23 protein-coding genes and 1 other annotated feature are annotated in these 23,355 nt (G+C 41.3%); of the genes, 20 read left to right on the forward strand and 3 right to left on the reverse strand.

The features are described 5' to 3' along the window. The first annotated feature begins 4 nt into the window (after nucleotides 1-4). From fabG to AX662_RS07330, 7 genes are all read left to right on the forward strand, one after another. Nucleotides 5-739 (forward strand): 3-oxoacyl-[acyl-carrier-protein] reductase, encoded by a 735-nt coding sequence (gene fabG, locus AX662_RS07300; protein WP_002886656.1) that lies wholly within the window; start codon nucleotides 5-7, stop codon nucleotides 737-739. Nucleotides 740-800: 61 nt separating this feature from the next. Further along, nucleotides 801-2,033 (forward strand): beta-ketoacyl-ACP synthase II, encoded by a 1,233-nt coding sequence (gene fabF, locus AX662_RS07305; RefSeq protein WP_002885574.1) that lies wholly within the window; start codon nucleotides 801-803, stop codon nucleotides 2,031-2,033. A 3-nt stretch (nucleotides 2,034-2,036) separates the two neighbouring features. Further along, a complete protein-coding gene (gene accB / locus AX662_RS07310; RefSeq protein WP_060972053.1) occupies nucleotides 2,037-2,525 on the forward strand; it encodes an acetyl-CoA carboxylase biotin carboxyl carrier protein in 489 nt (162 codons plus the stop codon). Further along, a complete protein-coding gene (gene fabZ, locus AX662_RS07315; RefSeq protein WP_002885470.1) occupies nucleotides 2,522-2,947 on the forward strand; it encodes a 3-hydroxyacyl-ACP dehydratase FabZ in 426 nt (141 codons plus the stop codon). Before accB ends, fabZ begins: the two co-directional genes overlap by 4 nt. 118 nt (nucleotides 2,948-3,065) lie before the next feature. After that, nucleotides 3,066-4,436: an acetyl-CoA carboxylase biotin carboxylase subunit gene (locus AX662_RS07320; RefSeq protein ID WP_060972093.1), complete on the forward strand. Its 1,371-nt coding sequence runs from the start codon at nucleotides 3,066-3,068 to the stop codon at nucleotides 4,434-4,436. A 5-nt stretch (nucleotides 4,437-4,441) separates the two neighbouring features. After that, on the forward strand, nucleotides 4,442-5,308 hold the full coding sequence (gene accD / locus AX662_RS07325; RefSeq protein WP_060972054.1) for an acetyl-CoA carboxylase, carboxyltransferase subunit beta: 867 nt from the start codon (nucleotides 4,442-4,444) through the stop codon (nucleotides 5,306-5,308). After that, entirely contained in the window at nucleotides 5,305-6,075 is a 771-nt protein-coding gene (locus tag AX662_RS07330) for an acetyl-CoA carboxylase carboxyl transferase subunit alpha (RefSeq protein ID WP_002886662.1), read from the forward strand. Before accD ends, AX662_RS07330 begins: the two co-directional genes overlap by 4 nt. Before the next feature lie 28 nt (nucleotides 6,076-6,103). On the opposite strand, the gene AX662_RS07335 is transcribed toward AX662_RS07330, so the two are convergent. Next, nucleotides 6,104-6,586, reverse strand: coding sequence for an S-ribosylhomocysteine lyase (locus tag AX662_RS07335; RefSeq protein WP_002885585.1), 483 nt, complete (start codon nucleotides 6,584-6,586; stop codon nucleotides 6,104-6,106). Nucleotides 6,587-6,729: 143 nt separating this feature from the next. On the opposite strand from AX662_RS07335, the gene AX662_RS07340 reads away from it, so the two are divergent. The 5 genes from AX662_RS07340 (at nucleotide 6,730) to gorA (ending at nucleotide 13,678) form a co-directional block, all read left to right on the forward strand. Beyond that, nucleotides 6,730-8,337: a ribonuclease Y gene (locus AX662_RS07340; RefSeq protein ID WP_049553800.1), complete on the forward strand. Its 1,608-nt coding sequence runs from the start codon at nucleotides 6,730-6,732 to the stop codon at nucleotides 8,335-8,337. 211 nt (nucleotides 8,338-8,548) lie between these two features. After that, a complete protein-coding gene (locus tag AX662_RS07345; protein WP_060972055.1) occupies nucleotides 8,549-9,295 on the forward strand; it encodes a DeoR/GlpR family DNA-binding transcription regulator in 747 nt (248 codons plus the stop codon). Continuing rightward, nucleotides 9,292-10,203, forward strand: a complete 912-nt coding sequence (gene pfkB / locus AX662_RS07350; protein WP_060972056.1) for a 1-phosphofructokinase — start codon at nucleotides 9,292-9,294, stop codon at nucleotides 10,201-10,203. The genes AX662_RS07345 and pfkB overlap by 4 nt, the downstream gene beginning before the upstream one ends. After that, complete coding sequence (locus tag AX662_RS07355) at nucleotides 10,200-12,176, forward strand: PTS fructose transporter subunit IIABC (RefSeq protein WP_002886665.1); 1,977 nt, start codon at nucleotides 10,200-10,202, stop codon at nucleotides 12,174-12,176. Before pfkB ends, AX662_RS07355 begins: the two co-directional genes overlap by 4 nt. A gap of 149 nt (nucleotides 12,177-12,325) precedes the next feature. Further along, complete coding sequence (gene gorA / locus AX662_RS07360; protein ID WP_060972057.1) at nucleotides 12,326-13,678, forward strand: glutathione-disulfide reductase; 1,353 nt, start codon at nucleotides 12,326-12,328, stop codon at nucleotides 13,676-13,678. A gap of 103 nt (nucleotides 13,679-13,781) precedes the next feature. Here gorA and AX662_RS07365 read toward each other — a convergent pair whose 3' ends face one another. Together AX662_RS07365 and AX662_RS07370 are read right to left on the reverse strand one after the other, a co-directional pair. After that, nucleotides 13,782-15,038 (reverse strand): bifunctional folylpolyglutamate synthase/dihydrofolate synthase, encoded by a 1,257-nt coding sequence (locus AX662_RS07365; protein ID WP_060972058.1) that lies wholly within the window; start codon nucleotides 15,036-15,038, stop codon nucleotides 13,782-13,784. Between the two features lie 44 nt (nucleotides 15,039-15,082). Beyond that, nucleotides 15,083-15,544 (reverse strand): DUF6556 family protein, encoded by a 462-nt coding sequence (locus AX662_RS07370; protein ID WP_060972059.1) that lies wholly within the window; start codon nucleotides 15,542-15,544, stop codon nucleotides 15,083-15,085. A gap of 108 nt (nucleotides 15,545-15,652) precedes the next feature. Here AX662_RS07370 and AX662_RS07375 point away from each other — a divergent pair, with 108 nt between their 5' ends. From AX662_RS07375 to AX662_RS07410, 8 genes are all read left to right on the forward strand, one after another. Beyond that, nucleotides 15,653-16,798, forward strand: a complete 1,146-nt coding sequence (locus AX662_RS07375; RefSeq protein WP_060972060.1) for a cysteine desulfurase family protein — start codon at nucleotides 15,653-15,655, stop codon at nucleotides 16,796-16,798. Nucleotides 16,799-16,846: 48 nt separating this feature from the next. After that, on the forward strand, nucleotides 16,847-18,070 hold the full coding sequence (thiI, locus tag AX662_RS07380) for a tRNA uracil 4-sulfurtransferase ThiI (protein ID WP_060972061.1): 1,224 nt from the start codon (nucleotides 16,847-16,849) through the stop codon (nucleotides 18,068-18,070). A 105-nt stretch (nucleotides 18,071-18,175) separates the two neighbouring features. Continuing rightward, complete coding sequence (gene gtfA / locus AX662_RS07385; protein WP_060972062.1) at nucleotides 18,176-19,687, forward strand: accessory Sec system glycosyltransferase GtfA; 1,512 nt, start codon at nucleotides 18,176-18,178, stop codon at nucleotides 19,685-19,687. Further along, nucleotides 19,680-20,999 carry an accessory Sec system glycosylation chaperone GtfB gene (gene gtfB / locus AX662_RS07390; RefSeq protein ID WP_060972063.1) on the forward strand — a complete coding sequence of 440 codons (1,320 nt, stop codon included), beginning with the start codon at nucleotides 19,680-19,682 and terminating at the stop codon, nucleotides 20,997-20,999. Before gtfA ends, gtfB begins: the two co-directional genes overlap by 8 nt. Nucleotides 21,000-21,003: 4 nt before the next feature. After that, nucleotides 21,004-21,540 (forward strand): GNAT family N-acetyltransferase, encoded by a 537-nt coding sequence (locus AX662_RS07395; RefSeq protein ID WP_060972064.1) that lies wholly within the window; start codon nucleotides 21,004-21,006, stop codon nucleotides 21,538-21,540. A gap of 112 nt (nucleotides 21,541-21,652) precedes the next feature. Beyond that, nucleotides 21,653-21,727, forward strand: a sequence feature (ribosomal protein L21 leader region). A 40-nt stretch (nucleotides 21,728-21,767) separates the two neighbouring features. Beyond that, the gene (rplU, locus tag AX662_RS07400; protein ID WP_002885597.1) at nucleotides 21,768-22,082 is read left to right on the forward strand and encodes a 50S ribosomal protein L21; all 315 of its coding nucleotides are present in this window, start codon (nucleotides 21,768-21,770) and stop codon (nucleotides 22,080-22,082) included. 35 nt (nucleotides 22,083-22,117) lie between these two features. Further along, nucleotides 22,118-22,408: a 50S ribosomal protein L27 gene (gene rpmA, locus AX662_RS07405; protein ID WP_002885483.1), complete on the forward strand. Its 291-nt coding sequence runs from the start codon at nucleotides 22,118-22,120 to the stop codon at nucleotides 22,406-22,408. A gap of 56 nt (nucleotides 22,409-22,464) precedes the next feature. Continuing rightward, complete coding sequence (locus tag AX662_RS07410; RefSeq protein WP_060972065.1) at nucleotides 22,465-23,160, forward strand: GNAT family N-acetyltransferase; 696 nt, start codon at nucleotides 22,465-22,467, stop codon at nucleotides 23,158-23,160. Nucleotides 23,161-23,355: the final 195 nt, after the last annotated feature.

Consider the following 23,355-nt stretch of genomic DNA (forward strand, 5'->3'; position numbering starts at 1 on the left):
AAACATGGAACTTAAGAATAAAAATGTTTTTGTAACAGGTTCAACACGTGGAATTGGATTAGCTGTGGCACACAAATTTGCTAGTCTTGGTGCCAATGTTGTTCTAAATGGACGTTCTGAAATCTCTGAGGACTTGCTTGCACAGTTTGCAGATTATGGTGTAACTGTTGTAGGTATCTCAGGTGATATTTCTAACGGTGAAGATGCTAAACGTATGGTAGCTGAAGCTATTGAAAAGCTTGGTAGTGTTGATGTGCTAGTTAATAATGCTGGTATCACTAACGATAAGTTGATGTTGAAGATGAGTGAAGAAGATTTTGAACGTGTCTTGAAAATCAACTTGACTGGTGCTTTCAATATGACACAGGCTGTCTTAAAACCAATGTCTAAGGCTCGTCAAGGTGCCATCATCAATATGTCATCTGTTGTAGGTCTCATGGGGAATATTGGTCAAGCTAACTATGCGGCTTCAAAAGCTGGTTTGATTGGTTTTACAAAATCAGTTGCGCGTGAAGTTGCGGCTCGTGGTGTCCGTGTCAATGCTATTGCTCCTGGTTTCATTGAATCAGATATGACTGACGCTATTCCAGAGAAAATGAAAGATGCTATGATTGCTCAAGTGCCAATGAAACGTATTGGTCAAGCAGAAGAAGTGGCTGAAGTTGCAGCATTCTTGGCTAGTCAAGAATATCTCACAGGTCAAACCATCGCTATTGATGGTGGTATGACCATGCAATAATTGAATGTCAATATCAAAAAATCATTTACTAGAATATCCATCCGACAAAAGGAGAATATATATGTCTACAAATCGTGTTGTTGTTACAGGTTACGGCGTAACCTCACCAATCGGTAATACACCAGAAGAATTTTGGAACAGTCTTCATGACGGTAAAATTGGTATCAAACCAATTACGAAGTTCGATGCTTCTGAAATTCCAGTCTTTAACGCTGGTGAGATCCAAGATTTCCCGTTCGATAAGTACTTTGTGAAAAAAGATACTAACCGTATGGACACTTACTCACTTTATGCGATTTATGCTGCTATGGAAGCTCTTGAAAATTCAGGACTTAACATGGAAGAAGAAGATCGTGATCGTGTTGGTGTCATCGTATCATCTGGTATCGGTGGTCTTCAAGAACTTGAAGATCAAATCATTCGTATGCACGAACGTGGGATGAAACGTATCAAACCAATGTTTATCCCTAAAGCACTTTCAAACATGGGTGCTGGTAACATTGCTCTTAAAATTGGTGCTCAAGGGGTATGTAAATCAGTGACGACTGCTTGTGCCTCTGCCAATGATGCAATCGGTGAAGCCTTCCGTGAAATTAAATTCGGTTTGCATGATGTTGTCTTGGCTGGTGGTGCTGAAGCTTCAATCACTAAGATTGGTATTGGTGGTTTCAATGCTCTTACAGCACTTTCAACAACAGAGGATCCAGAACGTTCATCAATTCCATTTGATAAAGACCGTAATGGTTTTGTTATGGGTGAAGGTGCAGGGGTTCTCGTTATCGAAAGCTTGGAACATGCCCAAAAACGTGGTGCTAACATCTTGGCTGAGATTGTTGGTTACGGATCAAACTGTGATGCCTACCACATGACAACACCAACTCCAGACGGTTCAGGTGCTGCTAAAGCAATTAAATTGGCTATCAATGAAGCTGGTATCAAACCTGAAGATGTTGATTATGTCAATGCTCACGGGACATCAACACCTGCTAATGAAAAGGGTGAAAGTGGTGCCATTGTTTCTGTCCTTGGTAAAGATGTTCCAGTTTCATCTACTAAATCATTTACAGGTCACTTGCTAGGTGCTGCTGGTGCAGTTGAGGCTATTGCAACCATTGAAGCTATTCGTCATAGCTATGTACCGAAAACTGCTGGTACAAAAGAATTGTCTGACTACATCGAAGCTAATGTTGTTTATGGTGAAGGTCAAGAAGCTGATATTGAGTATGCAATTTCAAATACCTTCGGTTTTGGTGGACACAATGCTGTTCTTGCCTTTAAACGTTGGGAGGCTTAATCCATGAATATTTCTGAAATCAAAGATTTATTGGCTCAATTTGATGCTTCAACTTTACGTGAATTTTCATACAAAAATAATGGTGAAGAATTGAACTTGAGCAAAAATCAAACAAGTTCAGTAACAGCTGCCCCAGTAGCTCCTACAGTTGAAGTAGTTGCGCCAGCTCCTCAAGCTCCAGTTGCTCCAGTTTCAGCACCTGCCGCTGTTGAAACTCCAGCAACACCAGTTGAAGAAGCTCCTGCTCAAGCTGCTGAAGGTGAAGTGGTTGAAAGTCCACTTGTTGGTGTGGCTTACTTGTCTCCATCACCTGAAAAACCAGCCTTTGTTTCTGTTGGTGATACTGTTAAGAAAGGTCAAACGCTTCTTATCGTTGAAGCAATGAAGGTGATGAATGAAGTGCCAGCACCTAAAGATGGTGTTATTACTGAAATCTTGGTAGCGAATGAAGAAGTTGTTGACTACGGAAAAGGATTGGTACGCATCAAATGACAATTGATATTAATGCTATTCGTGAAGCTTTACCACACCGTTATCCAATGCTTTTGGTTGACCGTGTGCTAGAAGTTTCAGAAGACGAAATCACAGCTATTAAAAATGTAACGATCAATGAACCTTTCTTTAATGGACATTTTCCTCAATACCCAGTTATGCCTGGTGTTCTTATCATGGAAGCTCTTGCGCAAACAGCTGGTGTTCTTGAATTGTCTAAACCTGAAAACAAGGGCAAATTAGTCTTTTATGCAGGTATGGATAAGGTTAAATTTAAAAAACAAGTGGTTCCTGGTGACCAACTTGTTATGACAGCTAAGTTTGTTAAACGTCGTGGAACAATTGCTGTTGTTGAAGCTAAGGCTGAAGTCGATGGTAAACTTGCTGCATCAGGTACTTTGACTTTTGCTATTGGAAGCTAATGTTTTGTGAAAATCCTTCTGGCGACAGTCGGAAAGGATTTTTCTTTAGATATTGGTCTATCACATAGAAAGGAAATCAACACAGACTATCAAAAAATGTCTGATGTTATCTTGTTTTATGTTTAAAAAATTATTGATTGCCAATCGTGGTGAAATTGCAGTGCGTATTATCCGTGCAGCGCGTGAATTGGGTATCCAAACGGTTGCTATTTATTCTGAAGCGGATAAGGATTCTCTCCATACTATGCTTGCTGATGAAGCTATTTGTATCGGGCCTGCAAAATCAACGGATTCTTATTTGAATATGAATCGTGTCCTATCAGCTGCTATTGTGACTGAGGCTCAAGCTATTCATCCAGGGTTTGGTTTCTTGAGTGAAAACTCTAAATTTGCCACTCTCTGTGAAGAAATGAACATCAAGTTTATTGGTCCTTCAGGCGAAGTCATGGACAAGATGGGTGATAAAATCAATGCCCGTGCTGAAATGATTAAGGCTAATGTCCCTGTAATTCCTGGTTCAGATGGTGAAGTCTTTACAGTTGAGGAGGCTTTAGAGGTTGCCAACCGTCTTGGTTACCCAGTAATGCTTAAGGCTTCTGCTGGTGGTGGCGGTAAGGGGATTCGTAAGGTTAACACTGAAGAAGAGTTAGCTCCTGCCTTCGAATCTGCGTCACAAGAAGCTAAAGCAGCCTTTGGTAATGGGGCGATGTATATTGAAAAAGTTATTTACCCAGCTCGTCATATCGAGGTTCAAATTTTGGGAGATAGCTATGGTAATATTGTTCACCTAGGTGAGCGTGATTGCTCTCTTCAACGTAATAACCAAAAGGTTTTGGAAGAATCACCGTCAGTTGCTATTGGTAAGACACTTCGTCACGAAATTGGTTCAGCGGCTGTCCGTGCCGCTAAGGCTGTTAATTATGAAAATGCGGGTACTATCGAGTTCCTTCTTGATGAGAAAACAGGTCAGTTCTACTTTATGGAAATGAACACCCGTGTTCAAGTTGAGCACCCAGTTACAGAATTTGTAAGTGGTGTGGATATTGTTAAAGAACAAATCCGTATTGCCGCAGGTGAAAAACTCTCTGTGACCCAAGATGATATTGAAATCAAGGGACATGCTATTGAGTGTCGTATCAATGCAGAAAATCCTAAGTTCAACTTTGCACCTAGTCCAGGGAAAATTAGCAATCTCTACCTACCTAGTGGTGGTGTTGGTCTTCGTGTAGACAGTGCAGTTTATCCTGGCTATACTATTCCACCTTACTATGATTCAATGATTGCCAAAATCATTGTTCATGGAGAGAATCGATTTGAGGCACTCATGAAGATGCAACGTGCCCTTTACGAGCTCGAAATCGATGGTGTTGTGACTAATGCTGACTTCCAGTTGGATTTGATTTCAGATCGTAGCGTTATCGCTGGGGATTATGATACTTCCTTCTTGATGGAGACCTTCCTACCAGATTATCAGAATCGTGAGGAATAAAGTTTATGGGATTATTTGATCGAAAAGAAAAGTATATCCGTATCAATCCTAACCGTTCTGTACGTAATGGGGTTGATCACCAAGTACCAGAAGTTCCAGATGAACTTTTTGCCAAATGTCCTGGTTGTAAGCAAGCTATTTATCAAAAGGACTTGGGACAAGCTAAAATCTGTCCAAATTGTTCTTATACCTTCCGTATTTCCGCTAAAGAACGTCTCGATTTAACGGTTGATGAGGGTTCATTCCAAGAACTTTTTACTGGTATTAAAACTGAAAATCCATTGAATTTCCCAGGTTATATGGAGAAATTAGCAGCGACTAAGGAAAAAACAGGTCTTGATGAAGCTGTTGTAACCGGTGTTGCAACAATCAAGGGGCAAAAAGCAGCCTTGGCCATTATGGATTCTAACTTTATCATGGCTTCAATGGGAACTGTTGTTGGTGAGAAAATCACCAAACTCTTTGAACATGCGATTGAGGAAAAACTTCCAGTTGTTATTTTTACAGCATCTGGTGGTGCTCGTATGCAAGAAGGAATCATGAGTTTGATGCAGATGGCTAAGATTTCAGCCGCTGTAAAACGTCATTCGAATGCTGGCTTGTTGTATTTGACTGTATTGACAGATCCAACAACTGGTGGAGTTACAGCAAGTTTCGCCATGGAAGGCGATATCATCTTAGCTGAGCCACAAACCTTGATTGGTTTTGCAGGTCGTCGTGTCATTGAGAACACAGTTCGCGAAACTTTGCCAGATGATTTTCAAAAGGCTGAGTTCCTTCAAGAACATGGTTTTGTTGATGCCATTGTTAAACGTACAGAGTTGGCTGATACCATTGCCACACTCTTATCATTCCATGGAGGTGTTCAATGAGCGACGTAGCACGTATTTTAAAAGAAGCGCGTGACCAAGGCCGTTTAACTGCTTTGGACTTTGCCCAAGGAATCTTCGATGACTTTATCGAACTTCATGGCGATCGTAATTTCCGTGACGATGGTGCCATTATTGGTGGTATTGGTCGTTTAAATGGCCAAGCGGTTACTGTAGTGGGTATCCAAAAAGGTAGAAACCTACAAGATAATCTCAATCGTAACTTTGGGCAACCTCATCCAGAGGGTTATCGGAAGGCTCTTCGCCTCATGAAACAGGCTGAAAAGTTTGGTCGTCCAGTCGTTACCTTTATCAATACTGCAGGTGCTTATCCTGGTGTTGGGGCAGAGGAACGTGGACAAGGTGAAGCTATTGCTCGTAACCTTATGGAAATGAGCGACCTTAAGGTGCCAATTATTGCCATTATCATTGGTGAAGGTGGTTCGGGAGGAGCTCTTGCCTTGGCAGTAGCCGATAAGGTTTGGATGCTTGAAAATACCATCTATTCTATCTTGAGTCCTGAAGGATTTGCAACTATCCTCTGGAAAGACGGCTCACGTTCAGAAGAGGCGGCAGAGTTGATGAAGATTACATCAGGCGAGTTGCTTAACATGGGAATCGTTGATAAGGTTATCCCAGAACGTGGTTACTTTACAAGTGAAATTATTGAAGCAATTAAGACAGCAATTGTAGATGAGTTGGCTGAATTAAGCCAATTATCAACAGAAGACTTACTTGAAGCGCGTTATCAACGTTTTAGAAAATATTAAAAAACATTGGGATATACCCCAATGTTTTTTATACGGTATGGCGTTCGAAGGCTTGGTCTGAGATACCTTGTTCAAGGATAAGTTTAGCCCATTCCTTAGCTGAATGAAGACTGTGATCCTTGTAGTTACCACAAGATTCAATGGTAGTCCCTGGAACATCTTCCCATGTAATCTCGTTAGCAATAGCTTCAAGACTAGATTTGATAACTTTGGCAATTTCTGTAGGATCTTGTTTACCCCACATAATCATATGGAAACCTGTACGGCAACCAAATGGTGAGCAATCAATAAGGCCATCGATACGTTGACGGATCAGTTTAGCGAGTAGGTGTTCGATAGTATGAAGACCACCTGTATCAATACTGTTTTCATTAGGTTGAATCAAACGGATATCAAAGTTTGTGATGATATCTCCTTTAGGTCCAACTTCCTCTGAAATAAGACGGACATAAGGTGCTTTTACAATAGTGTGATCAAGTTCAAAACTTTCAACAGTAACGTCTTTTGGCATGGTAATACCTCCCTATTCTAATAGAGTTATGATACCACAAAATCAGTTTAAAGTTCTAGTATTTATTTGAGAAAAAGCTATAAATATGATACACTAAAAGACGGTTTTCTTTAGGGAAACCTTAGAAAAGTTGAGGTAAAGACATGATAAACATGATAATTTTAGTTGTCTTTGCACTCATTGGTTTAGTCGTTGGATATTTAGCAATTTCTATTAAACTTAGCAAAGCTAAGGAACAAGCAGAAACTACCTTGCTAAAGGCAGAACAAGACGCTGTGAACCTTCGCAGTCAGGCGGAACATGATGCAGATCATCTGCGTGTGACTGCTGAACGCGAAAGTAAGGCTCAACGTAAAGAGTTCTTGTTAGAAGCAAAAGAGGAAGCTAGAAAATATCGAGAAGATATTGAAAAAGAATTCAAATCTGAACGTCAAGAGCTTAAACAAATGGAAAATCGTTTAACAGAACGTGCAACCAGCCTTGATCGTAAGGATGAAAATCTATCAAGTAAAGAACTTACCCTCGAGAAGAAAGAGCAGAGTCTTGCTGACAAATCTAAACATCTTAATGAGCGTGAAGAGAATGTGACTCAGTTGGAGGCTGAGAAACAAGCTGAACTTGAACGTGTTGGTCAGATGACCATTGCAGAGGCGCGTGAGGTAATCTTAACGGAGACTGAGAATAATCTGACTCATGAGATTGCAACACGTATCAAAGATGCAGAAGCACAGGTTAAAGATACTGTTGATAAGAAGGCCAAAAATTTGTTGGCGCAAGCTATGCAACGCTTGGCTGGAGATTATGTTACTGAACAAACAGTAACCACTGTTCACCTTCCAGATGACAATATGAAAGGTCGTATCATTGGACGTGAGGGGCGTAACATCCGTACGCTTGAAAGTCTAACTGGTATTGACGTTATTATTGACGACACTCCAGAAGTGGTTGTCCTTTCTGGTTTTGATCCAGTTCGTCGTGAAATTGCACGTATGACTCTCGAGGCCTTGATTAAGGATGGTCGTATCCATCCGGCTCGTATTGAAGAGTTGGTTGAGAAGAGCCGTCAGGAAATGGATAACCGTATCCGTGAATATGGTGAAGAGGCAGCCTACGAAATTGGCGCTATGAATCTTCATCCTGATTTGATTAAGATTATGGGACGCTTGCAGTTCCGTACGTCGTATGGTCAAAACGTCCTTCGTCACTCAGTTGAAGTTGGTAAACTAGCAGGTATCATGGCTGGTGAATTGGGTGAAAATGTTGCCCTTGCTCGTCGTGCTGGATTCCTTCACGATATGGGGAAAGCCATTGACAAAGAAGTCGAAGGTAGCCACGTAGAGATTGGTGCAGAGTTTGCACGTAAGTACAAAGAACATCCAGTTGTGGTCAATGCCATTGCCAGCCACCATGGCGATGTAGAACCTGAGAGCGTTATTGCAGTTATTGTGGCTGCAGCAGATGCTTTGAGTTCGGCTCGTCCAGGGGCTCGTAATGAATCTGTTGAGAATTATGTCAAACGCCTTCGTGATTTGGAAGAAATTGCATCAAGCTTTGACGGTGTTCAAACAAGCTTCGCCCTTCAAGCTGGTCGTGAGATTCGTATTATGGTTCATCCAAATAAAATCTCAGATGATGAAGTTACAATCTTGTCTCACAAGGTACGTGAACAAATTGAGAAGAATTTGGATTACCCAGGAAATATTAAGGTTACAGTCATTCGTGAATTCCGTGCGGTTGACTATGCCAAATAAGATAAGAGAGCCGAAAGGCTTTTTTATTTTGCCCTTCATACTGAAAGGGGTATTCTTTTTGAAAATGTAAGAACTTTCTTATCAAATTGCGTCATTTTGATAGATAAGTGTTTTATAATGAAATATTTTGATTTTTTTTGACTGTTTCTAGTTGACAGTTATTAAAAATTTAGTATAATAGATTTTGTAAACGATTACAGAAGGAGAGATTATGCTAAAGTCTGAACGTAAGCAGATTATCTTGTCTCAGTTGAAACAAGATGGTTTTGTCACTTTGGAAAACCTAACTGTTTTGTTAAGTGATACTTCCGAGTCGACGATTCGTCGCGACTTGGACGAGTTAGCGGCAGATGGCCAACTTAAACGTGTTCATGGCGGTGCTGAAAGCATTTATGGTCTAAAGGAAGAAATTGCCAATAGTCAAAAAGCTATTAGAAACGTTCAAGAAAAGGCTCAGTTAGCTGGTTATGCTGCCGATTTGATTAAGGAAGGTGATGTCGTCTTTCTTGAGGCTAGTACAACAAATGAACTTTTGATTCCACATTTGGCTAATCGTCAGGTAACTGTTGTGACTAATTCTATCCACCATGCGGTTAAGCTAGTAGATCTTGGTGTTAGCACTAGGATTGTTGGAGGAAAGGTTAAACATTCAACGGATGCTTCTATTGGAAGTACTGCTCAAGAGCAAATCAGACAACTGAATTTTGATTGTGCGTTCATTGGTGCTAATGGCGTTGATGCTAATTATTTCACCACACCAGACATGGAAGAAGCAGTTATTAAACGGACGGTTATAGCTAATGCGCAAAAGGCCTATGTTCTAGCGGATGCCTCTAAACTTGGTCAGATTACCTATGCTAAGGTAGCCGAGGTCGAGAAAGTAACCATAATTACAAATGCTTCGGAAGAAGAGCTCCTAAAAGAATTAAAAGAGAAAACGAGGGTTATTGAAGTATGATTTATACTGTAACGCTGAATCCATCAATCGACTTCATTGTTCGTATCGACAAAGTAGAGATTGGTGAAGTTAACCGCATGGAGAGTGATGATAAGTTCGCTGGCGGTAAGGGGATTAATGTTAGTCGTATTTTGCAACGTTTAGGTGTTGATAATACTGCAACGGGCTTCATCGGTGGTTTTACAGGACGTTTTGTGACAGATGGTTTGGATGCAGAAGGTATTAAAACCAAGTTTGTAGCTGTGGATCAAGACACACGTATTAATGTTAAAATCAAGGCTGACCAAGAAACTGAAATTAACGGGGCAGGACCTGTCATTAATGAGTATCAATTGGCTGAATTGGAAGCAGTTCTTTCAAGTGTAAGTGCTGATGATGTGGTTGTTTTTGCTGGATCAGCACCAAGCAATCTTGGAAACAAGGTCTATAACAAACTGATTCCACTAGTGCGTGAAACTGGTGCACAGGTTGTCTGTGACTTTGAAGGTCAAACCTTGCTTGATTCCTTGGCTTACCAACCACTCTTGGTAAAACCAAATAACCATGAGTTAGAAGCTATTTTCAATGTCAAACTTAATGGTTTGGCTGATGTTGAAAAATATGCGCGTGAAATCCTGGCTAAGGGGGCGCAAAACGTTATCATCTCAATGGCAGGTGATGGGGCTCTGCTTGTCACACCAGAGGCTGCTTACTTTGCCAAACCAATTAAGGGGAGAGTTAAAAACTCTGTTGGTGCGGGTGACTCAATGGTTGCTGGTTTCACTGGTGAGTTTGTTAAATCAAGTGATCCAATTGAGGCTCTCAAATGGGGAGTAGCATGTGGAACATCTACAGCTTTCTCAGATGACTTAGCGACAATTGAATTTATTAAAGAAACATACAATAAAGTAGAGGTAGAAAAACTATGAAAATTCAGGACTTACTGAACAAAAAAGTCATGTTGCTTGACCTTCAAGCAACTACAAAAGAAGCTGCTATCGATGAAATGATTAACAGCTTGGTTGACAATGGTGTTGTGACCGACTTTGATGTTTTCAAAGCAGGCATTATGGCTCGTGAAGCACAAACATCAACTGGTTTGGGTGATGGAATCGCTATGCCACACAGTAAAAATGCTGCAGTAAAAGAAGCAACAGTACTTTTTGCTAAATCTAATAAAGGTGTAGATTACGAATCACTTGATGGTCAACCTACAGACCTCTTCTTTATGATTGCTGCTCCAGAGGGAGCAAATGACACTCACTTGGCAGCTCTTGCTGAGTTGTCAAAATATCTTATGCAAGATGGTTTTGCAGATCGTTTGCGTAAGGTAACTTCTCCAGATGAAGTGATTGCTGCTTTTAATACTGGCGAAGAAGAAGCACAAGCTGAGGAAGCTAAGAAAGCACAAGCTGTTAAAGAAGCAGCTTCAAGCGATAAACCACTTATTGTAGCTGTAACAGCTTGTACAACTGGTATTGCTCACACTTACATGGCTGAAGAATCACTGATTAAAACAGGTGAAGAAATGGGAGTCAATGTTCGTGTTGAAACTAACGGTGCTTCAGGTGTCGGAACACCATTGACTGCTGAAGAAATCAGTAAGGCTGTAGGTGTTATCGTAGCGGCAGACAAGGCAGTTGAAACAGCACGTTTTGATGGTAAAAAATTGCTTTCTAAACCAGTCGCTGCAGGTATTCGTCAACCTCAAGAATTAATCCAAAATATCTTGGATGGTAAGGCTGAAGTCTTCCATGCCGAAAATGCTGGAGCTGCTCAAGAATCAAGTGAGAAATTGAGCCTCGGTGGTGCCTTCTATAAACACTTGATGAGTGGGGTATCACAAATGCTCCCATTCGTTATCGGTGGTGGTATCATGATTGCGCTTGCCTTCTTGCTTGACCAAATCATGGGTGTTCCTAAAGATCAATTGTCACAACTTGGTTCTTACCACGAAATTGCTGCTCAATTCAAAGCAATTGGTGGTGCGGCCTTTGGCTTCATGCTTCCAGTACTTGCAGGTTACATTGCTTATTCTATCGCTGAAAAACCAGGTTTGGTTTCAGGTTTCGTAGCTGGTGCTATTGCTTCAAGTGGTGCAGCCTTTGGCGGAGTTCCATTTGGTTCAGGTGGTAAAGCAACCCTTGCCCTTGCTGGTGTATCTTCAGGTTTCCTTGGAGCTCTTGTTGGTGGTTTCCTTGCAGGTGGTGTTATCCTCGTTCTTCGTAAACTCTTGGCAGGTATCCCACGTGCTCTTGAAGGAATCCGTTCTATCTTGCTCTTGCCACTTCTAGGTGTATTTGCTACAGGTTTCTTGATGTTGGCAGTGAATATCCCAATGGCAGCAATCAATACTGGTCTTAATAACTTCTTGTCAAGCTTGTCAGGAAGCTCAGCCGTATTACTTGGTCTCCTTGTTGGTGGTATGATGGCAGTGGATATGGGTGGACCAGTCAACAAAGCAGCTTATGTCTTTGGTACAGGTACTCTCGCAGCAACAGTGACTTCAGGTGGTTCAGTTGTTATGGCAGCAGTTATGGCAGCTGGTATGGTTCCTCCATTGGCAGTCTTTGTAGCGACACTCTTATTTAAAGATAAATTCACCGAAGAAGAACGCAACTCTGGTTTGACAAACATCGTTATGGGACTCTCATTCATCACTGAAGGTGCGATCCCATTTGGTGCAGCTGACCCAGCACGCGCTATCCCAAGCTTTATCGTCGGTTCAGCTCTTACAGGTGCTCTCGTAGGTATGGCAGGAATCAAATTGATGGCACCACACGGAGGTATCTTCGTTATCGCCCTCACATCAAATGCCCTTCTCTACCTTCTCTTCATCTTGATTGGTGCTGTGGTATCAGGTATCCTTTTCGGATTCCTCCGCAAACCACTTGATAAATAAGATATGATTAAACAATCTCGTTGAGTTCGGGGTTGTTTTTTTGTGTCGTAGCAGATTTTTGTCAGGGTACCTATTTTATGATAAAGTATAGGCAGAAATGGCTTATCTAGTAGCCAGTACGCTGTATAAAGAAATATAAGAGGTAAAATATGGTAAAAGAATACGATTATATTGTCATTGGTGGTGGTTCTGGTGGGATTGCTAGTGCCAATCGTGCTGCCATGCATGGTGCTAAGGTTATTCTCTTTGAAGGAAAAGAGGTCGGCGGTACCTGTGTCAATGTGGGCTGTGTACCTAAAAAGGTCATGTGGTATGGTGCTCAGGTTGCTGAGACCCTTCACCGTTATGCAGGCGAGTATGGTTTTGATGTGACGGTTAATAAGTTTGATTTTGCAAGGCTTAAGGCCAATCGTCAGGCTTATATCGACCGTATCCAGGGCTCTTATGAGCGTGGTTTTGATAGCAATGGCGTTGAACGTGTATACGAGTATGCAAGATTTGTTGATCCTCATACGGTTGAAGTGGCGGGGGAGCTTTATACAGCACCCCATATCCTTATTGCAACAGGTGGTCATGCTCTTTATCCAAATATTCCAGGTAGTGAATATGGGATTACTTCAGATGGTTTCTTTGAGTTAGATGAGGTACCAAAACGTACAGCTGTTATCGGTGCTGGCTATATCGCCGTTGAGGTTGCTGGTGTTCTCAATGCTCTTGGTAGTGACACGCATCTCTTTGTTCGTAAGGATCGCCCATTACGTACCTTTGACAAGGATATTATCGATGTCTTAGTCGATGAGATGGCTAAATCAGGTCCGACCCTTCACACGCATGCTAATGCTACAGAAGTAGTGAAAAATGCTGACGATTCTTTGACCATTAGCTTTGACAATGGAGAAACGATCACTGTTGATTGCCTCATTTGGGCTATTGGTCGTGCAGCCAATACCTCTGGCTTTGGTCTTGAAAAGACGGGCGTTGAGTTGACTGAACGAGGTAACATTTATTCAGACGCCTTTGAAAATACATCAGTTCCTGGTATCTACGCCCTTGGTGATGTGACTGGTAAACTAGATTTGACGCCAGTTGCAATCAAGGCGGGACGTCAATTGTCAGAGCGACTCTTCAACAATAAAGCCGATGCTAAGCTTGATTACACTGATGTAGCCACTGTAGTCTTTAGCCACCCAGTCATTGGTTCTGTTGGTTTGACTGAGGAAAAAGCAATTGCTAAATATGGTGCGGAGAATATCAAGGTCTATAAATCTAGTTTCACTCCAATGTATACAGCTCTTGCAAACAATCGTCAGCCGTCAACTATGAAATTAGTAACACTTGGTGAGAATGAAAAAATCATCGGTCTTCATGGCATTGGCTACGGTGTCGACGAGATGATTCAAGGCTTCTCTGTGGCTATTAAGATGGGAGCAACTAAGGCTGATTTTGATAATACGGTTGCCATTCATCCAACCGGTTCAGAAGAATTTGTAACGATGAGGTAAAAAGGTGAAGTCTGTCTAGCAAACATAGATAGACTTTTCTTTATGTTCAAATAACAGCCTATATTTTGTGTGTAACTGTATATTGTCTCAATAAAAAAGACCTTTAGGCCTTTCTTTCGTTTAATAAGTAGTTTCTTACTTCTGAGATAAAGTAAAGGGATCCTGTGACAACAAATAGGTCATCAGAATCTGCTGATTCAGCTTGTGCTAGCCATTCTCTATAGTCGGCCGCACATTTGAAGTTTTGAGGATAGTCATCCAAGGGCAGTGCTTCAAAAAAGTCAAAGTTGGTTACCGTAATATCATAATCTTTCAGTTCTTCTAGTAAGTTTGCTAAAGGTTTTCGTCTCAGTCCAGCGAAGAGAATGTGGATTCGACGGTTGGCAAAGTTATCTTTTAATACCTGTTTTAGGCTGGCAATTCCCTGAGGATTATGGGCACCATCTAGGTAAATGTTATTTCCAATCCACTCACTACGACCAGGCCAGTGTGTGTCACAAATACCATCTTGAATGCTCTTATTAGTAATCTTAGGAAATGTTGGAGTCAAGAGATGGGCAGCAGTGACAGCTAACCCAGCATTGTTTTCTTGATGTCGTCCTAGCATTGGTAGCTTAAGATCTGGACTTTCCCAATGGTCATAAGAAACTTGGATCGTTTGGTTGTCTTTCGGAAGCAGCTGAATTTCCCTATCAATGACGGCTAAAGGAGCTTGTAGGTCATGTGATTTTTGGTTGAAAAATTGTTCAACTTCTGCAGAGACACGACCAAGTAAGATAGGTGTGTTTTCTCGCATGACGCCTGCTTTATGATTGGAGATGTCCAAAAGGCTATTGCCCAAGGTTTCAGTGTGATCAAAGCCAATTGAAGTACAGATGACAAGCTCTGGCGAAAGGACATTGGTCGAATCAAGGCGTCCACCAATACCTGCTTCAATGATAGCCATATCAACCTGTTTAAGGTCGAAGTAGAGGAACATGAGTAAGGTGACCAACTCGAATTCCGTTGGTCGGTCAAAAGCAGTGTGCTCTTCTAAATCATCAAGAAGAACCTGAGCTTTCTCGACAAGGCTAATCAAATCCTTATCAGGGATTTCTGTACCGTTTATACTAATACGTTCGTTGAAACGAGTAATATAAGGGGAAGTAAAGGTCCCGACCTGATAGCCTGACTTTGTTAGGATATTTTGTAGGTAGCTTGTTGTTGATCCCTTACCGTTGGTCCCGACAATATGCACCGTTGGAAAGTGAGTCTGAGGGTTTCCGGCTTGTTTCAAAAGCCAACGCATACGTTCGAGTTGAGGGCGACGGCCATTGCCCTTGAAAGAATGGATAAAATTTAGAGTTTCTGTATAGTTCATAGGATTATAGAAAAAAGGCAGGGTTTCCTAGCCTTTTACATGTCTTAGTTAGAAGCGGCGTCACCAGTTGTTGCGTCACCAGTAGTCGCATTGCCAGATGTTGTGTCTGCAGTAGCTGCTGATGAAGAGGTAGTCGTATTGCCACCCGTTGTTGTGTCTGCAGATGACGAATAGGTGTTGGTTCCTGCTTGGCTACTTGTTTGTGTTTCTGAATCAGTCGCATTGCCATAACTAGATGAAGCGGCGCTTGATTCTTGAGTCTTATTATTGCCTTCTTTGATGACTACAGTTGATTGATTGGCTGATGAATCAGAAGTGTCCTTATTTTTAGAGGCTGTGAAATTCATGATGGTGATTGAAGCCACGATGATTGACAAAATTGTCCCGACGGCAGTAAGGACTTTTTGGAAGGCAGTGAAGCCTTTTGTAACGTGTTCAGTCACCTTTGGGGCAGATTTTTTTTCTTCTTTTGATGAATGATTACGGCGTGAGTAATTTTCAGACATGATGCTCTCCTTAAAAATATTTCGTACTTTCTATTATATGATTTTCTCGCAAAAATTGCTAAAAAAATTATGCTATAATAAATAGTAAATAAAAATCGAGGAAAAATCATGATTTATTTTGATAATTCAGCCACTACGGTGCCTTATCCAGAGGCACTTAGAACCTATCAAGAAGTGGCTACTAAAATTTTTGGGAACCCATCCAGCCTGCACCAATTAGGAACATCTGCGACACGTATTTTGGAGGCTTCTCGTAAGCAAGTTGCGGACCTCATTGGAAAATCAGCCGATGAGATTTTCTTTACGTCTGGAGGAACCGAAGGCGACAACTGGGTCATTAAAGGAGTGGCTTTTGAAAAAGAACCTTATGGCAAACACATCATTGTTTCTGATATTGAGCACCCTGCGGTAAAAGAGTCTGCCAAATGGCTTTCAGAGCATGGTTTTGAAGTGTCCTATGCACCAGTTAATGAGCAAGGATTTGTGGATGTTGAAGCTCTTGCTGGATTATTACGCCCCGACACGATCTTGGTTTCGGTTATGGCCGTTAATAACGAAATCGGATCAATCCAACCTATTCAAGCTATCTCGGATATATTGGCTGATGAGCCGACGATATCTTTCCATGTGGATGCTGTTCAGGCCATTGGGAAGATTCCTGTATCAGCTTATTTAACAGACCGTGTTGACTTTGCAACTTTTTCTGGTCACAAATTCCATGCTGTTCGAGGTGTCGGTTTTGTCTACAAAAAGGCAGGGAAAAAGATTACGCCGCTCTTAACAGGTGGTGGTCAAGAAAAAGACTTTCGTTCAACGACTGAGAATGTTGCTGGCATTGCGAGTATGGCTAAGGCCTTGCGCTTAGTTACTGACAAAGAGGCGTTTTCTCTTCCGAAAATTGCCAAGATGAAAAAAATTATCTTTGACGAATTGACTAAGTATGAGGACATTACTATTTTCTCAGGTGAGGGTGAGGACTTTGCGCCCAATATTTTGACCTTTGGAATCAAGGGTGTTCGTGGTGAAGTTATTGTCCATGCTTTTGAAGAGCATCAAATCTATATTTCAACGACATCTGCATGTTCATCTAAGGCGGGAAAACCAGCAGGGACTCTCATTTCTATGGGTGTTCCGACTAAATTAGCTCAAACGGCTGTACGTATCAGTCTTGATGATGACAATGATATGGGACAGGTAGAACAGTTTCTCACGATTTTCAAGCAGGTCTACGCCAAGACACAAAAAGTGAGATAGCAAGATTTAAGCAATTAAACAATAAGACTAAATTTAAAAGGAAAAGGAATGACACTAACATATTCAGAAATTATGGTTCGCTATGGTGAATTGTCTACCAAGGGCAAAAACCGTATGCGCTTTATCAATAAACTTAGAAATAACATCAAGGATGTTCTATCCATCTATCCAGATGTTAAAGTGACTTTTGACCGAGACCGTGGTCACATCTACCTCAACGGTACAGACTATGAGCCAGTAGCAGAGTCTTTGAAGCAAATTTTTGGTATTCAAGCCTTTAGTCCTGTTTACAAGTTTGAAAAAGATGTCGAGGTCTTGAAAAAGGCTGTTCAAGACATTATGACTGGGCTCTATCGTGACGGTCTTACCTTTAAAGTGACTGCTAAACGTAGTGACCATGATTTTGTTCTCGATAGTCGTGAGCTCAATCTTACTTTAGGAAATGCAGTTTTTGATGTATTGCCTGACATTAAGGCTCAGATGAAGGGTCCAGATGTCAACCTTAAGGTAGAAATTCGTGCCGAGGCAGCTTATATTTCTCATGAGGAGATTAAAGGAGCTGGTGGCTTGCCTGTAGGGACTGCGGGTAAAGGAATGCTCATGCTTTCAGGTGGGATTGACTCACCAGTGGCAGGCTATCTTGCCCTTAAACGTGGTGTAGATATCGAAGCTGTCCACTTTGCAAGCCCTCCTTATACCAGTCCTGGTGCACTGAAAAAGGCTCAAGATTTGACCCGTAAGTTGACCAAGTTTGGTGGTAATATCCAGTTCATCGAAGTACCATTTACTGAAATCCAAGAGGAAATCAAAGAAAAAGCGCCTGAGGCTTATTTGATGACCTTGACGCGTCGTTTTATGATGCGTATTACTGACCGCATTCGAGAAGAACGTCGAGGTCTTGTGATTATCAATGGTGAGAGTCTTGGTCAGGTTGCTAGTCAGACTATGGAGTCTATGCAGGCGATTAATGCTGTGACATGTACGCCAGTGATTCGCCCAGTTGTCACAATGGACAAGTTGGAAATCATTGATTTGGCACAAAAAATTGATACCTTTGACATTTCCATCCAACCTTTTGAGGATTGCTGTACTATCTTTGCACCTGACCGTCCAAAGACTAATCCAAAAATCAAAAACGTTAAACAATATGAACGTCGTATGGATGTTGAAGCCTTGGTTGAACGTGCGGTTGCGGGAATCATGGTGACTGAAATCACACCTATTGAAGAAGCGCAAGACGAAGTGGATACACTTATTGAAGACTTGCTCTAGTCTAGGAGGATATAGTACTAACATAGTAGTATTTAGGTGCTACTAGAGTTAGGTATGTCCAAAAAGAAATGTCGATGTTGAGCTTTTACCCAGAAAGGAAAATACATGACTGTTTATAACATCAATTTAGGAATCGGTTGGGCATCAAGTGGTGTTGAGTACGCTCAGGCCTATCGTTCTACAATTTTCAAAAACACAGGTATTAAGGCCAAATTTGTCTTTATGGATATGTTCCTGCAGGACAATCTTTCAGATTTGACCCGTAACATGGGGTTTGAAGATGAAGACGTCATCTGGCTGTACAGCTATTTTACAGACCTGAAAATTGCTCCAACGACCTATACTGTCAAGGATTTGGAAAAGGAAATCCCTTATGACATCACGCGTCGTGAGATTAATGGCAAGGTGGTTAAGCTCTTTTGTGCCAAGGAAGATATTTTCTACGCCGCTTATTTGCGTAAAGAGGGTGAAGATATTGTCCATCGTGTGGAAAAAGTATCGCGTGGTTGCTTAATTCGTAAAGATTTTTACTCTTACACTAAGATGTTCACGGAGTACTACACCCCTGTAGATAACAAGGCACACCTCTATCAACGTCGTTTCTTCAATGAAGATGGCAGTATTGCTTATGATGAAATTGTTGATGGCAAGGATAGTGTCTTCCGTTTCCCAGATAAGATTTTGTCATCTAAACATGAATTTATCGCCTACTTTATGTCACAACTTGGTCTAACTGACCAGGATATCGTTATCTTGGACCGTGCAACTGGCACAGGGCAGGCTGTTTTCCGTAATACTAAACCTGCTAAGCTTGGGGTTGTGGTCCATGCAGAGCACTTTAGTGAAAATGCTGTGACAGACAAGACTATTCTTTGGAATAACTTCTACGAGTACCAATTCAGCAATGCAGATAAGGTTGATTTCTTCATCACAGCGACAGAACGTCAACGTAGCATTATGCTAGATCAGTTCAACAAATACACACCATTTTCACCTAATATCGTAACGATTCCTGTGGGAAGTTTGGATAAACTGAGAGAGCCTGAGGGAGATCGTAAACCATTCTCAATCATCACAGCTTCACGTTTGGCCAATGAAAAGCACGTGGATTGGTTGGCTAAGGCTGTTGTTAAGGCTAAAGAAAGTCTGCCACAAGTGAACTTTGATATCTTTGGTACAGGTGCTGAAGAAGCTAAGCTTAAGGCAATTATCGAGGAAAATCACGCTCAGGATTACATTCATCTTAAGGGTCACCAAGATTTAACAGAAGTCTACAAGGATTATGAACTTTACCTATCAGGTTCTAAGAGTGAAGGTTTTGGCTTGACACTTCTAGAAGCTGTTGGATCGGGCCTTGGTATGATTGGTTTTGATGTCCGTTATGGGAACCAAACTTTTATCAAGGATAATGAAAATGGTTACCTCATCCCTCGATTTGAAAAAGATGACGAGCTTGCTATTGTGGCTGCCTTGGCAGAGAAAATTGTAGCTTTCTTCAATCGTTCAGATTTAGATTATGTTCATCAAGTCTCTTATGATATCGCCAAAGGCTTTTTGACAGAGGAAATCGAGCAGAAGTGGCTTAACTTAGTAAAGGAGATGACTAATCATGATTAATTTATTTGAGAACTATAGTCAAGGTAGTTGGGATCTCCATTACTCGCTGATTGTCGCTGGCTATGTGAATACAACAGTTTGTCTTTCAGATGATGGATTTCTGCCTAGTGATGTGACCTCACCTTACCTTTATTTCACTGGTTTTGACAAGGTTCAAGGTTCTGCACTTTACTTTAATCAGGTTCCTGTGCCTAACTACTGGGAAATTTTAGGAACAAATAGCAACGCGGAGATCTTCCGTTTTGATAAGAAACGTGGTCATATTCACTATGCGCATCCTGCTCATCAGCGTCTAGTTAAAGCTGTGGATTGGTATGATGAGTCAGGTCGCCTGCGTGTGACTGATCGCTACAATAATAAGGGATACCGTTTCTCACAAACAACTTACAATGTTAAGCAAGAAGCGACCATTACTAGTTATTTCACTCCAGATAACAAGGAAGTTATCGTCATTAACCATTTGACCAAAGACGTTATCTTGAATTGGAAAGACAAGGTCTACATTTTCAAAAACAAATCGGAGTTTGTAGTCTTTTATCTTAAAGAAGCTGGTTATGATTTGCGACGTATCCTTTATAACTCCTTGTCAACACCTTTCTTGACAGCTATGAATCTTCCGAATTCTGGTCAAGATGTCCTCTTCTGGCAAGAGCCTATCACTGATTCAGTCCCTGGGAATATGCGCCTCCTTCTTGATAGCAATCACCGTCAAACTAAGATTGTAGTGCAAGAATACACAGCATATACGAATCTTCTAAAGTTGGTTAGTCCAGAGCAGGCTTCTCGCGTGGCCTTTCTCGGATTCATGTATCCATTTGCCCGTCAGAATAATTTCCAAAATCAAGCGCTTATCTTGACCAACTCAGATCAGATTGAACACTTGGAAAGCATAGTTAGTGAAGTGCCTACCATGCACTACCATATTGGGGCAATCACTGAAATGTCAAGTCGTTTGATGGATTTAGCTAAATATAGTAATGTTAGCCTTTATCCGAATATTACAACAGAACAGGTTAAGCGTCTCTATCAAGAGGCTGATTTCTATTTAGATATTAACCACCAAAATGAAATCCTGTCAGCGACACGTGCTGCCTTTGAAAATAACCTGCTTATCCTGGCTTTCACGAACACAAGCCATGGTCCAGATTATACTGCACCAAGCAATATTTTCTCACCTATGAATGCTGGGCAATTTAAGCAAACCCTTAAAGAAGCCTTGGGCAACCGTGACTTCCTTAGTCACTTGCTTGATCGTCAACGTGAGCACGCTCATGTAGCAACACCAGAAGATTATAAGAAGGTTATTGGTTAGGAAAATGACACTAGAGGTTCGTAACATTTATCCTCTGACACCAACATTCAAGAAGGTCGCTTCACTTTATGAAGCGGCTTTTCCTGTGGAGGAGAGGCTCCCACTCTGGCAATTGTCTTGGAACAGTTTGAAAAATGGACAATCTTTCTTGGCTTATTTTGATCAGGGAGTTTTTATTGGTTTTACCTATGCAATCTGTACTGATAACCTGGTCTACCTACTCTTTCTCGCGGTTAAAGAAAGTAAACAGTCTCAGGGATATGGCAGTCAGATTTTGGCACAAGTTAGGGAAGAAGCAGGAGAACGACCGTGTGTGCTTACGATTGAGCCTATGGATGAGGAGCAAGTCTCTAATAGGGTTCAACGTCTAAAACGTTTAGCATTTTATGAACGAAATGGCTATCAGGCATTGAATCACTTCTATTTCGAAGGAAGTGAACGCTATCAAATTTTGACAACGGATAAGAGCCTTTCCTTAGTTGATCTGGAGCGGGCTCTAGCTAAGACTTTCCTAGGAAAATATGGAATAAGAGTTGATTAGGGTAATCGTTACTTTGATAAATTTCAATGAGCAGAATAAGAATAATCAAAATAACTTTTTCTCTTGTCATTAGAGGGAAAAAATGATAGAATTGTAACGTTGACTAAATGCACGTCCTGTGCAACCGCACGACTACTGTTTACAAGTGGGTTCGCCCCCGCAGTACTAGGCGAGTCTTCACAGAGGGAAACCTCAGACAAATTAAAAATTTTAATAGGAGGTGCATCATGAGCACATACGCAATCATCAAAACTGGTGGAAAACAAGTTAAAGTTGAAGTAGGTCAAGCGATCTACGTTGAAAAAATCAACGCTGAAGCTGGATCAGAAGTAACTTTTAACGAAGTTGTTCTTGTCGGTGGTGATAAAACTGTAGTAGGTACTCCAGTTGTTGAGGGAGCTACTGTTGTCGGAACTATCGAAAAACAAGGTAAACAAAAGAAAGTTGTTACTTTCAAATACAAACCTAAAAAAGGTAGCCACCGTAAACAAGGTCACCGTCAACCTTATACAAAAGTTGTTATCAACGCTATCAACGCGTAAGTTAGCGACTAATCACTAAGAAAGGACACAATCTTATGTTGAAAACTCTTGAAAACTTGCAACTTTTCGCCCACAAAAAAGGTGGGGGTTCTACTTCCAATGGTCGTGATTCACAGGCTAAACGTCTTGGTGCTAAAGCAGCTGATGGACAAACTGTATCAGGTGGATCAATCCTTTACCGTCAACGCGGTACACACATCTACCCAGGTGTAAACGTAGGCCGTGGTGGTGACGATACACTCTTCGCTAAAGTTGAAGGTGTTGTACGTTTCGAACGTAAAGGTCGCGACAAAAAACAAGTATCTGTATACCCAGTTGCTAAATAATTAAGCTAAAGTCTGCACTTTTGTGTAGGCTTTTCTTTATGAAAAAGGAGAATCCTATGCCTTTAAATCACTACCAACAAGAAGTAGGGCCAAGTCTAGCAGATGCCAGTCCAGGTAAAATGCCAGATGTTGCTCTATTAGAAGGTCGTTATTGTAGCGTTGAACATTTGACAGTGGCAGAGCATTATGAGGACATTTTAGACTTTTACTTTACTAATCAGATTCTTTCGGATTGGACCTATATGTATGCGGACCCTTTTGAATCTGAAGAAGCTGTACGTCAGTGTTTGGAGGATTATGAGCAATCCCAGAATCCTTATTTCTTTGCCATCAGGGATAAGGCTTCAGGTAAAGTTCTAGGAACCTTTTCACTCATGGCTATTACACCCCAAAATCGCAGTGTTGAGATGGGGCGAGTGATTTTGGCACCTGCCTTACAAAAGACTCGAGCAGCCACAGAAGCTCAATACCTGCTTATGAAATATGTCTTTGAAAATCTTAACTATCGTCGTTATGAGTGGAAATGTGATAGTCTCAACCGCCCTTCTGCCAATGCAGCCATGCGTTTAGGGTTCACCTATGAAGGGCGTTTTCGTAACCATGCTATCTATAAGGGACGTAGCCGTGATACGGACTGGTTCTCGATTATTGACAGTGAGTGGCCGGTACTTAAGAAACGATTTGAGAATTGGTTGTCTCCTGAGAATTTTGATGAACAGGGACAGCAGAAACATTCTTTGAGGGACTGTTAGCTATCAATGTAAGGTTCTTTTCTGATGAAGGAGCCTTATTTTAGTAGTCTTAGTCCTAAATCAAAGCTCCTACTTTTCTAGTGATTATTGTTGCTGTCAAAATCAGTCTAAATACTCATTTTTCTGTCAATAATATTCCCATAATAAAGCATATTTATGCTATAATAAAGAGTAATTGTATCAAGGAGAATATGA

Source organism: Streptococcus sp. CCH5-D3 (assembly GCF_001556435.1).
In the GTDB taxonomy this organism is placed as follows: Bacteria; Bacillota; Bacilli; order Lactobacillales; family Streptococcaceae; genus Streptococcus.